The sequence below is a fragment of the Paenibacillus sp. FSL H7-0940 genome, assembly GCF_037979415.1.
In the GTDB taxonomy this organism is placed as follows: Bacteria; Bacillota; Bacilli; order Paenibacillales; family Paenibacillaceae; genus Paenibacillus; species Paenibacillus amylolyticus.
Genome location: NZ_CP150280.1, coordinates 6,402,443 through 6,417,231 on the forward strand (window position 1 = coordinate 6,402,443; position 14,789 = coordinate 6,417,231).

Here is a 14,789-nt window from a genome sequence, read left to right on the forward strand (position 1 = left end):
ATGTATGAGTAGCTAATTCCATACATGGGTTTCTTTTTGCCAAGAATCCCCTCAAAGTTAGCTGGGGGCGTAACTTTTTCCACAAAAAGCAGTCTATTAATAGAAGAGTATACTAGAGATCTCGCTATCGGCTGCCTACTTGGCAGTGTTCGTGATGTCTAAGATTGATATACAAGATGGGAGAGACGTTTCAGACATGCTGGGGAAACATGAGAAACAGCTGGAAGACGTTAAGGGCAGTAAGGTGAAGAAATGGGCGATTGTGACGCTGGCGGGTGTGATCTGGATTGCACCGGTGATGAGCGCAGGCGGGCAGATGTGGTCAGGCACTTCGTGGCAATCGGTGGCCGCTGCAGCATCTACAAATACAAGCAAGTTGAGTGAAGAAATTCTGACTTCGGGTGCGAAGCTCATGAAATACAGATATACAACAACACGTTCCGGTTCCAAGGTCAACGTACTGGCGGATGTAATCCAGGTGGATCTGCAGAACCCGTATGTGAAGCTGGATGTAATGACAGGCAAGGGCGGTAATCTGAACAGTAAACAGAGCACAGGTGCCATGGCCAAGGAAAATGGTGCAGTAGCTGCTGTAAATGGCGATTACTTCAATGTATCCGGGGAACTCTCGCCAATTGGTGGACAGGTCTCCGATGGCGTGCTGGTCTCCACACCTTCCGAACTGTCAGGCATGTATGCCCTCACGGTGACCAAGGATGGCAAACCGATGATCGATGAGTATTCTTTTGACGGAACAGTGAAGGCACAGGATGGTTCAACCTTTGCTTTGCGTGGGATAAATAAAGAGGATTATACGGTAGAGTCGGGTGCGGTGAAGTATAGTCATGCCAACTCAATGTATATTTATACACCGGCATGGACCTCCTCCAAACGTCCAAATGATCCTTCCACAACCCCAACAGAGGTTCTCGTGCAGAACGGAGTAATCACCCAAATCTCGGATAAAAAAGCGCTAAACATGACGGTGCCGAAGGATGGGTACATTTTGCGTGCGCATGGAACAGCGGCGACATGGATCATGAGCCATCTATCCGTTGGGCAAACCTTGGATGCGGATTACAAGTTAAAAGCCAAAACAACCGGACAATCGGTTGATCCGAGTAATCTGGAGATGATGATTGGCGGTCATACGATTCTTGTGAACGGTGGAAAGGCAGCATCCTTTTCCCGTGATATCGCATCTTCCGGCATTGGTGGCATTCGTGCAAGAACGGCAGTAGGATACTCCCAGGATGGTCGGTATGTCTATATCATTGCAGCGGAGAAAAACAGTAACAGCAGCGGGATGTCGCTGACGGAACTGCAATCCTTTATGGCCAGTGTGGGTGTCTGGAAAGGCATGAACCTGGACGGAGGCGGCTCCACAACCATGGTAACCCGTCCGTTAGGTGAGCAGACCGCCGGTCTGACGTTCAACACAGAGTATGGCACCGAGCAACGTCAGGTTGTAAACACGCTAGGTGTGTTCTCTACGGCTCCTGTAGGTAAACTGAAGGGCTTTGCCGTGAGTGGCAGCCAAACGTTGCTGGTGGGTCAAGAGGGCAAGTACACAGCCAAAGGATATGACACCTACTACAACCCGATCGCAACAGGCGATATCAGCATGTCCTGGAAGTCCAGCAACAACAGCATCGTGAGTGTCAGCAACGGCACGATCAAAGGCGTGAAGCCAGGCACAGCAACACTGACGGCAACGAGCAATGGAGCTTCATCTTCTATTAAAGTATCGGTATTGGGTGGAAGTGAATTGGCTTCACTGACAGCAGGATCAGGTCTCGGTTCGCTTAAAGCAGGCACAACGATGTCCATTCCGGTAACAGCAACAACGAAGAGCGGACAAAGTGTTACGGTTCCGGCAGACTCGCTGACATGGGAATTTATCGGGTTCAAAGGTAAAGTCACTGCTGACCAATTAACCGTATCTTCTGTCAATTCTGGTGCACAAGTAGGATATGCGATTGGACGTTATGATGGTTACAGCACAGTCGTAGTACTCTCGGCTTCTGCGAGCGAAACGATCTGGGAGAACTTCGAGAATGTGAATTATCCGATCAACTTCACGACAAACGCAGCGGGTGTAACTGGTACAGCAACCGTTACAGCAGGAACTGGTGAAAAAGCCGGCTCCAATGTACTGCAACTCGGTTATGATATGACTGCTGGAACAGGCAAAATGTACGCTTATGCACAACTGAATGGCTCTACCGGTAGAGAGGTATCTGCTGCAGCTACATCGATGTCAATGGATGTTATGGGAGATAAGAGCCTAAACTGGTTACGTGCCGAATTTACGGATGCCAATGGCAAAACGGTATATGCCGATCTCGCCAAGGCAATTGACTGGAACGGGTGGAAGAAGCTGAGTGTGGACCTGAACGGACTGAACATCTCCTATCCGGCGAAGCTGAAGCGGGTCTATGTGGTGAACGTGGAGGAAGGTCAGGATGAGCGTGCGAAATCAGGTACGGTTGCTTTTGACAATATCGCATTCACGATGCCTTCCAAGTCCAGTGAAGTCGGATTGCCTACGGGGACTGCCTCACTTGTGCTTGGACAGAAATCGATGACGGTGAACGGAACGAAAAAAGCGATTGATGCAGCACCGGTCCTTAAAAATGGTACAACGTATGTGCCAATCAAACATGTTTTGGACGCTTTTGGTGGTCAGGCAAGCTGGGATAGCAAAAATCAGCGGATCACGGTATTACGTGGTGGCAAGCTGATTGATCTGGTTGTAGGGCAGAAAGAATTCATTCTGAATGGTAAAAGACAGAGCGCAACTGTTGCACCATACGTAACGGGTGGTAGGACTTTAGTCCCGCTTAGACTTGTTTCCGAGCAACTTGGTCTGACTGTAAAATGGGAACAGAAAACGAAGACCGTTACCATCTCATCGTGATATGGTATGATATATACCGGAAACGATAGAAATGGAGTCGAACAAACGTGGATTTACAAGCCGATGCCATAGACCGCGTCATTAAAAACGCCATACAAGTCATGGAAAACAGCAAATATCAAATGTTCGAGATCATGGACGCAACTCGCGATGAGCTGAAAACACTCAACGAGGAGTTAAAGTCGGTGCTGAAGGAAACGGCGGAAACGATCGAGAAAGTAGATCAATTGGAGCTGAACTACCGCCGTTCCCGGATCCGGCTGACTGAGGTTAGCCGCGACTTTGTCCGTTATTCCGAACATGATATCAAGCAGGCGTACGAGAAAGCAACACAGCTGCAGCTGGATCTGATGATTTATCGTGAGAAGGAAATGTATCTGAAGGCCCGTCGGGATGACCTACAGAAGCGTGCCAAAAATGTGGAAGCTTCTGTGGAGCGTGCCGAGACCATCGGTTCGCAGATGGGTGTTGTACTCGAATACCTGTCAGGTGAACTGGGTCAAGTGACCCGGATCATTGAAAATGCCAAAAATCGACAAATGATTGGTTTGAAAATAATTTTGGCCCAGGAAGAAGAGCGGAAACGTATTGCTCGTGAAATTCATGACGGGCCTGCCCAGATGCTCGCCAATCTAGTGCTTAGGACGGAAATTGTAGAAAGAATGCTCATTAAGCAGGATTTTAAGATGGTCCAGGCCGAAATAGTAGATTTGAAAGGCCAGGTTCGTTCCAGTCTTGAAGAAATGAGAAAAGTTATTTTCAATCTGCGTCCTATGGCACTGGATGATCTGGGACTGATTCCAACGCTTCGGAAGTACGTGCAGGATTTTGAGGTAAAAACGAAAATCCGGTCGCTTTTTGAAACAAGAGGTAAGGAACATCGTTTATCTTCAGCCATGGAGGCTGCAATCTACCGCCTTGTGCAGGAAGGTCTGTCGAATGCTGCAAAGCATGCTTATCCCACATATGTTGTAGTGGAAATTACATACCAGGCTCAGCTCGTCAAAATTGTCGTTCAGGACAATGGGCTTGGGTTCAAACCGGAGCTTCTTGCGAAGAAAAGCAAGGATCATACCCACTTCGGTCTGATTGGGATGAGAGAACGGGTTGAACTGTTAGAAGGAAGAATAGAGATTGAATCCGGAGAAAATCAAGGAACCAAAATAGTGATTCATATCCCGACAAACGTGGATAAGGGAAAGGAGTAGCAGGATGATGGAAAACCGTGATACTGGTAAAGCATCGATTAAAGTTCTTTTGGCTGATGATCATCAGCTGTTCCGTGAGGGACTGAAACGCATTTTAAATATGGAGGACGACATTGAGGTCATCGGTGAATGCGGCGATGGTATTCAAGTGCTCGAATTCTGCAATCAGGATAAACCTGATATCGTATTGATGGATATCAACATGCCAATCGAAAACGGGGTTGAGGCCACGGAGAAATTGCGTGAGCTGTTCCCTGATGTCAAAGTAATTATCTTGTCCATTCATGATGATGAAAGTTATGTGTTTGAGACGCTTCGTAAAGGGGCTAACGGATACTTGCTGAAGGATATGGAGGCCGAGTCTCTGATCAATGCGATTCGTTCCGTGCATGAAGGACATGCGTTCATACATCCGAAAGTAACAGGCAAACTGATCATGCAGCTGCGTCGTATGACGTATCTTAATGAAACAGGGGCAATGAGTGAAGGAGCTTCGAAGGAAGCAGGTGTTAAATTTGTCGCTGGCGACAATAACCCGCTCACACGTCGTGAGGCTGAAGTTCTTCGCTTGATGGCAGAAGGTAAGAGCAATAAAATGATTGGTGAATTCCTGTTCATCAGTGAAAAAACAGTAAAAAACCATGTCAGCAGTATTCTGCAGAAGATGGAAGTGGACGACCGTACTCAAGCTGTTATCAATTCGATCAAATATGGTTGGGTTACGCTCTAATACCTTATATTTTTCGTAAAGCAGTATTCTTACGGTAAGTCAGTCCATTGGTTGATTCAACCTAGACGAAGTATAGATTGGTGTTCACTCGCGCCCTTTCCAGAATGTTGGATTGGTCTGCGGGTTAATGGACTTTATCACTGCAAATGAGCAAAGTGTAAGGTTGTGCGGAACATATGTTCAAGCTTAGGTGTGAATGAATGACCTGGCCTGTCTTTCTTCGTCCGGTGTCGATCAGCGTGGAATATGAGTGATAGGAAATGCAAGTGTAACCCTTCAGGAAGTACAGCATATACTTGTTGTATACAGGGATGTTCGCCATGGGTGAGCATGACCTTCCGAGGAGGTGCAGTTGCCATGGTTGCTCATCTGACTATGATTCTGCTCATATACTTCCTGGCGGCAATGGCCGTTCATGCCATGCACCAGCGCCATCTTTCCCGTCCGGAATCTGAAGGTTTCGAGCAGATCCTGCTCATCCCTTCCAATCAGGCAGGGCGGATCGAAGGCATTGTAAGAGAACTTTGCCGGGAATTGTTATACCGTGGAAAGAGCTTCAGATTAACAGTTGTCGCTGATCGTACAGAAGCGGAAACGATTACGATTATTGAAAAGCTTATGCAAAGGCAAGGCATGGAGACATCTTATCTGCCTGCTGTCCCTGCTGATATTGAACGGGTAGCACAGACCGATCACACGTTTCGCCTGATTGATTTGCGTGAGTCAGAGCAATAAATCATCATGTGAACGGAAATGGGATTAGCATTTCGCAGATCTACAGTGAAAAGATTACAGCAGAAGCTGTAGTCTTTTTTTGTAATTGTAGCCAAGTCTGCTTTTAAATTAAAAATGGGTTTTTATGCAATCTATGGTTATTGTCTGGGTTTTGACGAGTTCATGAGTATTAAAATAAACTTTTCGAAGTCAGAACTCTTAATTTAAAAGTATAGACGATTCAGATTGGAAAAAGTTTCGCAATTTTATAGAAAGATTCTGGTTATTAGCAGAATTGTATGATGGTATCATGTTGTGTGACTAACCTTGTGATGTAAAGATTCAATTGGTATAGTGATAAATAGATTAATCATAAGAAGATGGAATATGGACATGAAGCACATGCTCCGGCGAACAGCCGGGTTGGCATGTGCTTTTTTTGCGTTCGGAGAATGTGCGATGGGGGAGGAGAGTAAATGAAGGTTGCTTTGTATATGTGCCGTGTAGGGGAAGGGTGGAGCATGATGTTATCACTCGACATTCGAGTGGATGTGGCTTGGTGGCTGGAGGGAGGATGTGGGCGACATGTGCTGCGCTGGTTGCTGTTAGACAAGGCGTTACCGTTAAGTCAGGCATCCTGGTTGGTTGAACATTATGAGATGGAGCGAGGTATGGATCAGTGGGGCAAGCGCGAATGGCAGAACTATCTTGCGCGGAAGCTGGATGTGTATGAATTGGCCTCGGGGGAAACAGAGGCCAGAAAAGGTATAGCGGGCAAAGCGGGAAGTACCGCTGTGCGTGGCAATCAGGTAGGCGGGATGCCCGAGCCGTATCCCGCCGGGCAGTGGGCTCAGCTGGAGCGGGACGCGGCCCTGCTGGCTGAGCGGATCAGCGGCCGCCAATTACTGGCGGCCGAGGCGGAGGCGTTGCTGGCGGATACCGCCCAGCCGCCAAAGGTGGCGCGCGCGCGGCTGCGCAGGCTCGCGCGCTTGCACGGGCGGCTGAGTATCACAGCCGCCCTCGAAGGGCCTGCCACGCGCCGTCGGCACGCGTGGCTTGGACGCGCGCGGAGCGCGCCCCGCTGCCACCGTTGTGGCAGCGAAGCCAGGCAGCGCGTGCCCTGCGCTGCCTGCGGCCTGGCGGCGTGCGCCTACTGCGAGGCTTGCCTCGCGCTCGGGCGCAGCCGTGCTTGTGCGCTGCTGCTACGCAGTGCAGCGCAAGAGGCCGTGCCACGACGCGGCGAAGCACCGCGTGGCACGGCCTTGGCCCCCACCGGCGGCGGGCTCGCCCGGTGGGGGCTAAGCGCAGCGCAGAGCGCGGCAGGCCGCCGCGGCGCTTGCGTTTTTGGCCCGGCCACCCGCAGGGGATGGGCCGGGGCGGTTTTTGCTGTGGGCCGTGACCGGGGCCGGCAAGACCGAAATGATATTCCCTCTACTCCAACATACATTGGATCGTGGCGGACGAGCTTTGGTCGCTACGCCGCGCAGGGATGTGGTGCTGGAACTAGCTCCGCGTCTGGCCAAAGCTTTTCCGGACACCTCGCTCGCTACTCTTTACGGGGGCAGTGACGAACGCTGGAAAGACGCTCAGCTCACGCTCGCGACCACACATCAACTGATGCGTTTTTATCAGGGGTTTGATCTCGTCATTATCGACGAACTGGATGCTTACCCGTACCACAACGATCCCATGCTCGCTCACGCGGCGGCATCCTCATGTAAACCAGACGGGAATTTCGTTTATCTATCTGCTACACCGCCAGCTCGGCTGCAGAGGGAAGCAGCACAGGGGAAACTAACCCATGCCAAAGTTCCAGTACGTTTCCACCGCCATCCTTTGCCCGTGCCAAGATTGATCAAAATGGTTACCGTTGCTGAATGTATTAAGAAACGAAATCTTCCTTCTGCCTTGAGGACTAACATCCAAATTTCATTGAAGCGTGACGCTCAGGTATTTGTCTTTGTAACACGCATTGCCCAGATTGAGGCGTTTGTGAATCTAATGCGTCGTACTTTTCCCGGAATCCATATCGAAGGAACTTCATCTCAGGACCCTGATCGCGCTAGCAAAGTTATAGCCTTTCGTGAACGCAAAATTCGTCTGCTCGTAACCACCACAATTTTGGAGCGTGGCGTTACCATTCCACGTAGCGACGTCTTTATATTGGATGCAGACAATGGTCTCTTTGATGAAGCATCGCTGGTCCAGATGGCGGGTAGAGCAGGGCGTTCCATGGATGACCCAGCGGGTAGAGTGGTTTTTGCATCATCTCGTCGGACACGTTCACAGGTGAAGGCCGTTGCACAAATTCGGAAAATGAACACCATCGCTCGTCGCAAAGGCTACCTGCACCCACCATCCTAAACTTAATCGTTATCTGACAAGTTCGTATCCACATTGCACAATACATTCCCAAGACTGGAGGTTTGCTCATCCATGTTCAACTGGTTCAGCAACATAACCGATCACGCGCAACACCTGACCCAGCGTCTCCATCACCTGCTCGCCCCGCCGGGAGCGACTTGTTTAACATGTGGTACTCGAGCGATTCTGTCTTCAATCTATCCGGGCATATGCCCACGTTGTGTGAAGCAGATTCCATGGATTCGTTCTATCCGCTGCCTGCGTTGTGGTCGGGGTGTTGGGTGCCCGGACTGTGCTCGTCCACACATGCAAAACCGTTCTTTTATCGCCAACCGCAGCGCCGTACAGTACAACGCTCTCATGAAAGAATGGATAGGCATGTACAAATTCAGAGGTCATGAAAGATACGCGCCGCTCTTAACCGCGCTGTTGATTCAAGCCTTTCAAGCGATGAGTGATGAACAGAATTCTGCTTTGGCAAAAGAACCCCCAGCCCCCGTGGCTCATTCCGCCACACATGCTCAACAAACGAAGCCGCAATGGCGGCCTGACGCGGTCACCTATGTCCCGGTGAGCAGCGAGCGTCTGGCCGAGCGCGGCTTCAATCAGGCGGAGCGGCTGGCTGCTGGGCTCGCCACCGCCTGCCGCCTACCCATCGTGGATCTGTTGCAGCGCCAGATCAACACCACCAAACAAAGCTTCAAATCACGCGGTGAGCGTATCGAAACGATGAAGAATGCTTTCTCCATCAACCCGGATGGCATGCATTTAATTGAAGAGTTATACAGGGGATTTCATCTGCCAACACATATGGGCATATCGCATGCCAAACCCTTACAGTTACTGCTGATTGATGATATTTATACAACAGGTAGCACCTTGGACGCTTGTGGCCGGGTTATTCTAAATGCTGGATTCGCTATGAAGATTCCAGTCGAGATTTACACGCTGACACTGGCAAGATCCTAGAAAGTAAATTCAAGTAATAAATGACGGCCCAGCATTCTTCAGCCACTTTAGGTGGGTGATCTATACTCTAAGATTAATAGTAGACAGGAAAATATATTCTTTTATTAAGTATTGGTATGTTAATGTGTGTCTTTTTTCCATACGTTTAAGATATAGTTGTTTGATGAAATTATAATGAAAGCGTAACAAGGAATTTTTTACATGTAAAAAAGAGGAATTGATTTTCTCGCGCAGAATAGATAGTTTTGCCGTTCACCACAGGTGACAGCATAGGGAGTGGCACAACATATCTGTTGAAGGGGAGAACAAAAGTGGTCGCAGGAAAAAGAAAAAATGGATTTTACTTATGGACTGTCCGTCTACTAGTATTCATGCTGGTATTCGGACAGTTTGGCGTGTACGGGGGGAACCGGGCACATGCAGCCGTAGGAAGTGGGATAGTCTCATCAAGTAATGATTACCAATATGTGTTGACCAACAACAACGGCCAATTACAGGTGAATCAAAAATCAGTTAAGCTGGGTTGGGTGAGATCATATGAGATTTCAACATCAGGATATTCTTTTAGGAGAAGCCAATCGATTAATGGAGCAGTTGAGGACATAACCAAGATTTCATTTGGCTCCTATACATCTACTTATGCCGGTAAAGTTACCAATGCCTTTATCATCGACTTTGCTGAGGTATGGGAGTATTACACGACTATGGAATACAGACAATCCGGAACCAGTGTTGGAGTATGGAATAATTCCACCGTTGATGAATTTGGAATGACTACGCCAAGATATGTGCAAAGCTATGAGGCTACACAGTTAAGTCTTGTGATTAATGCCGATACAGGAGCGGTAGTAGATTTTGTATCTAACCTGAATCCGTATTACATACGGAAAGCAGAATCATTCAGTTTTGTAAAAGAGCCGGGGACAACACAGCCTATTACTACAAATCCTGCTGTTCCAGCTAATTTGGCGGCTGATGCCAGTGATGTAGCTATTAATCTCAATTGGTCTGCTGCTCCACAAGCTGTTCAATATGAGATTGAAGAGAATGGCGTAGTCAAAGGGCCTTTTTACGGAATCAATTATACACGTTCTTCACTTACACCCAATACTACATACACCTATAGAGTACGTGGAATTAACAGACTAGGAGCTAGTGAGTGGAGTGAGCCGGTTGCAATAACAACCTTGCTTGAGAAACCTGTTTTGGCCGTAACGCCAGAGGAAGGCAAGAATACGATTCAGTGGATGGCGGTTGAGTCTGCAGATCGCTACCAGTTGCAGATTGATGGTGGTACACCATTTGAATTAGGAAACGTAACTTCCTATGTACATGAAGGGCTTGAAGCTAATTCAACGCATACCTATGTGCTAAAAGCCTTCTCGGCTAACAATGAGAGTGCGTGGAGTAAAATGGTGAGTCAGTTAACAGTACCTGATCGTACCAACGGGCTGACGGTTACTGATGCCACATTCAATAAATTAACGGTAGCTTGGACTGCGGTAAAGGGTGCTACAGGATATGATTTGGAGATTGATGGCACTAATGTTGCTGTAACAGGCACCACTTATAGTAAAACTGGCCTTGTAGCTAATACAGAGTACACTTTTAGAATCAGACCTAAAAATGCTGGTGGTGCAGGAAGCTGGAGTGATGTAACTACAGGAATCACCCAGATGAGTACACCCGTTATTCAGTCCAACCCTTCACAAGAAGAAGTTGTTCTCATCTGGTCACCAGTTGATGGTGCAACGTCATATGAAGTTGAGGCAGATGGCGTTGTCGTTGGAGATATATCAGATTCAATCTATACGCACACAGGGCTCAAATCTGGAACGGCCCATAAGTATCGTGTACGAGCTATAAGTGACAATAACGTTAGCGCATGGTCGGCAGTAAAATCACAGAATACGTTGCCTGATTCCGTTAATGGATTGGTGGTCAGTGCAGCGACCAATGCAGCTGTAACTGTGAAATGGACAGCAGTAACCGGAGCCACAGGTTATGATCTCGAGATCGATGGAACAGTTGTCCCTGTAACAGGAGTAACCTACACGAAGAATGGTCTCGCAGCAAATACAGATCATACCTTCCGTATTCGCTCAAAGAATGCCGCTGGTGCAGGGGCATGGAGTGATCTGATCAGCGGAATAACGCAGTTGAACACACCTATCTTGAAAGCAACATCAGAAGAAAATGCAATCAATCTGACATGGGATGATGTAGCGGACGCAACGAAATATGAAATTGAGGCTGATGGAGCAGTAGTGTCAACAGTAGAAGAACCTAGTTATAGCCATACAGCATTGCTGCCAGGAACAGCCCATAAGTATCGCATTCGTGCGTTGACGGATACCAATACAAGTGCATGGACAGCAATCCTGACGCAGAGTACATTGCCTGCAATAGTATCAGGTCTCAGTTTAACATCCACAACAAACACCACAATTGCCTTGAAATGGAGTGCAGTGACCGGTAGCTCTGGATATGACTTGGAGATTGATGGAGTGGTAGTTCCAGTTACTGGTTTAACATATACGAAGAGTGGTCTTACAGCGAATACGGACCATACGTTCCGTATCCGTTCCAAGAATACTGCAGGTGTGGGTGTGTGGAGTGACGTAGTAAGTGGCATGACTCAACTCAATACGCCTGTTCTGAAAGCATCTTCCCAAGAAGATGCAATTACAGTAACTTGGGCAGATGTTACTGATGCAACCAAATATGAAGTGGAGGCAGATGGTATTGTTGTAGCTACGGTTACGGCGCCAGTCTATACGCACGAGAGTTTGACTCCAGGAACAACGCATAAGTATCGTGTACGAGCCCTGACGGAGATGAACGTTAGCCCTTGGACTGCACTTCTCACTCAGAATACTTTACCGGGTTCAGTCACAGGATTGAGTGTAACCTCTGCAACCAATGTCGCTATCGCGCTTAAGTGGAATGCCGTAATTGGAGCAACGGGTTACGACTTGGAGATTGATGGCACGGTAGTAGCTGTAAGTGGATTAACATACAACAAGACAGGTCTTGCAGCCAATACGAATCATACGTTCCGGGTTCGCTCCAAAAATACGGCAGGTGCCGGAGTATGGAGTGATATCATTGACGGTACGACATTGTTGAATACCCCTGTTTTAAAAGCTTCCTCGGAAGAGACTGCTATTACAGTAACATGGGCAGATGTATCAGATGCGATCAAGTATGAGATTGAAGCAGATGGCTCAATTGTTGCAACAGTTAATGAGCCGAAATATGTGCATTCAAGTCTTCAGCCAGGAACAGTGCATAAGTATCGTGTACGAGCACTGGCAGATACAAACAACGGGGCTTGGACTGCTGTCTTAAATCAAAATACACTACCAGGTTCAGTTACTGGATTGGGCATTACCTCTGTAACGAACACAACAATGGCTTTGAAATGGAATGCTGTAACCGGAGCAACAGGTTATGAACTTGAAATTGATGGCACAGTTGTAGCTGCTACTGGATTAAGCTACAACAAGACCGGACTTGCGGCTAATACGGATCATACGTTTCGCGTTCGCTCCAAAAATGCGGCAGGTGCCGGAGCATGGAGTGATGAGGTAAGTGGTACAACATTATTAAATACCCCTGTTCTAAAAGCTTCCTCGGAAGACACTGCGATTACATTGACATGGGCAGATGTAACAGATGCAACCAAGTATGAGATTGAAGCAGATGGAGTCGTTACTGGTACAATTAGCGAACCGAAATATGTGCACACTAGTTTGCTTCCAGGAACGGCGCATAAATATCGTGTACGTGCACTGACGGACTCTAATACAGGTGCCTGGACTGCAGTGGTGACGCAAAGTACGATACCTGCTTCAGTTACTGGTTTAAGTATTAGCTCGGCTACGAACGTAGCCATTGCATTGAAATGGACGGCAGTAACGGGAGCAACAGGATATGATCTTGAGATCGATGGTACAGTTGTACCAGTAACGGGAGTAGCTTATACGAAGAGTGGGCTTGTGACAAATACGGATCACACGTTCCGTATTCGTTCTAAAAATACAGCAGGTGCAAGTATATGGAGTGAGATTGTAGATGGCACAACTTTACTTAACACACCTGTGCTAAAGGCTTCTTCTGAGGAACAAGCGGTCACCTTGACATGGCCTGAAGTTAAAGATGCAACCAAATATGAGATTGAAGCGGATGGAGTCTTAGTGGGTACTGTTAAGGTGCCTACTTATACTCACAATAATCTGATAGCTGGAACAGCACATAAATACCGCGTACGCGCTCTGACCGAAACCAATGTTGGAGCTTGGACTGCGGTCTTGACACAAAATACGTTGCCTGGTTCTGTGACCGGGCTAACGGTAACAAGTGTAACGAACACAGCTGTTGCTCTGAAGTGGAACGCAGTCTCAGGAGCGACGGGATATGACCTTGAAATTGATGGCACGGTGGTACCTGTTAGTGGAGTGGTTTACACCAAAACGGGACTTATCGCCAATACGGATCATACATTCCGTATTCGTTCCAAGAATACTGCTGGGGCTGGGGCTTGGGGAGATGTAACAGATGTTACAACCCAGTTAAACACACCTGCTCTGAAAGCAACATCAGAGGAAACAGCTATTACTTTGAATTGGCTTGATATCAAAGATGCAACCAGTTATGAAATTGAGGCAGATGGAGCAATTGTTTCTACAGTAACCGATCCCTCATATGTTCATAGTGATTTGCTTGCAGGAACATCGCACACCTATCGTGTGCGTGCATTAACGGATAAGAACAGCAGCGCTTGGTCTACGGTCTTGACTCAAAGCACTATACCAGGCAGTGTGACCGGATTGAGTATGAATTCTGCAACAACAGTAGCCATTGCTATGAAGTGGAATGCAGTTACGGGAGCAACAGGATATGATCTGGAAATTGACGGTAAAATAGTCGCAGTAACCGCTTTGGCTTATACCAAAACAGCACTTCTAGCCAATACAGAGCATACCTTCCGCATTCGTGCCAAAAATGCTGCTGGGATTGGTAGCTGGAGTGAGATTGTAACCGCCTCGACCCAATTAAATGTACCAACAACGCTGAAAGCTGTACCTGAAGAAACCGCAGTTACGCTGACATGGAATGAAGTTGTTGGTGCAACCAAATATGAGATTGAGGCAGATGGCATAGTGGTTGCTACTGTAAGTGATCTCTTGTATGTCCATAATGGAGTACTTGGTGGAACCATTCATAAATATCGTATTCGTGCCCTGACCGACACCAATGTGAGTGCATGGACAGCAATATTGTCGCAAACTACGTTACCTGCCAGTGTCTCCGGTTTAAGTATTAACTCTGCAACCACAGCGGCTATTGCGCTGAGATGGAGTGCTGTAACTGGAGCTACCGGGTATGATCTGGAGATTGATGGTACGGTGGTTGCCGTGAGTGGAGTAGCTTATACGAAGAGCGGACTTGCACCAAATACGGAGCATACTTTCCGGATTCGTGCCAAAAATGCTTCTGGTGCGGGAGCTTGGAGTGAGATCATAACGGGAATGACTCAATTAACTACACCTGTGCTGAAGGGAACTTCGGACAAAACAAACGTTATTCTGACATGGGAGGCGGCTATGGGTGCTTCGTCTTACGAAATTGAAGCAGATGGGCAAATTGTGGCGACTGTCAATGACACAACGTTTATTCATTCTGACCTGTTACCGTCCAGTTTGCATAAATATGGCATTCGGGCATTCAACGATCAGAACACAAGTGCATGGTCTCCTGTATTAAGTATTAGAACATTGAATTAGGGATATAAAATTTGGGAGCAGGGTTGCGTATATGTGCATCCTGCTCCCTTCTTTTGTTTTGCAAATAGACTATGGCTTCATCAGAGAAAATAAGG

Annotated in this window: 7 protein-coding genes; all 7 read left to right on the plus strand. The window is 47.7% G+C overall.

All coding sequences use genetic code 11. The annotated features are described in order from the left end of the window. Positions 1-196: 196 nt before the first annotated feature. Entirely contained in the window at positions 197-2,920 is a 2,724-nt protein-coding gene (locus MHB71_RS28145) for a stalk domain-containing protein (protein ID WP_340028255.1), read from the plus strand. Positions 2,921-2,967: 47 nt separating this feature from the next. Next, positions 2,968-4,128: a sensor histidine kinase gene (locus MHB71_RS28150; protein WP_017691966.1), complete on the plus strand. Its 1,161-nt coding sequence runs from the start codon at positions 2,968-2,970 to the stop codon at positions 4,126-4,128. A gap of 7 nt (positions 4,129-4,135) precedes the next feature. Continuing rightward, complete coding sequence (locus MHB71_RS28155; protein ID WP_026081439.1) at positions 4,136-4,858, plus strand: response regulator transcription factor; 723 nt, start codon at positions 4,136-4,138, stop codon at positions 4,856-4,858. A 357-nt stretch (positions 4,859-5,215) separates the two neighbouring features. Then, positions 5,216-5,593 carry a hypothetical protein gene (locus MHB71_RS28160; protein WP_036612497.1) on the plus strand — a complete coding sequence of 126 codons (378 nt, stop codon included), beginning with the start codon at positions 5,216-5,218 and terminating at the stop codon, positions 5,591-5,593. A 1,323-nt stretch (positions 5,594-6,916) separates the two neighbouring features. Beyond that, a complete protein-coding gene (locus MHB71_RS28165) occupies positions 6,917-7,936 on the plus strand; it encodes a helicase-related protein (RefSeq protein ID WP_340028256.1) in 1,020 nt (339 codons plus the stop codon). A 72-nt stretch (positions 7,937-8,008) separates the two neighbouring features. Continuing rightward, a complete protein-coding gene (locus MHB71_RS28170) occupies positions 8,009-8,905 on the plus strand; it encodes a ComF family protein (RefSeq protein ID WP_340028257.1) in 897 nt (298 codons plus the stop codon). Between the two features lie 311 nt (positions 8,906-9,216). Then, on the plus strand, positions 9,217-14,694 hold the full coding sequence (locus tag MHB71_RS28175; RefSeq protein WP_340028258.1) for a fibronectin type III domain-containing protein: 5,478 nt from the start codon (positions 9,217-9,219) through the stop codon (positions 14,692-14,694). The last annotated feature ends 95 nt before the right edge of the window (positions 14,695-14,789 follow it).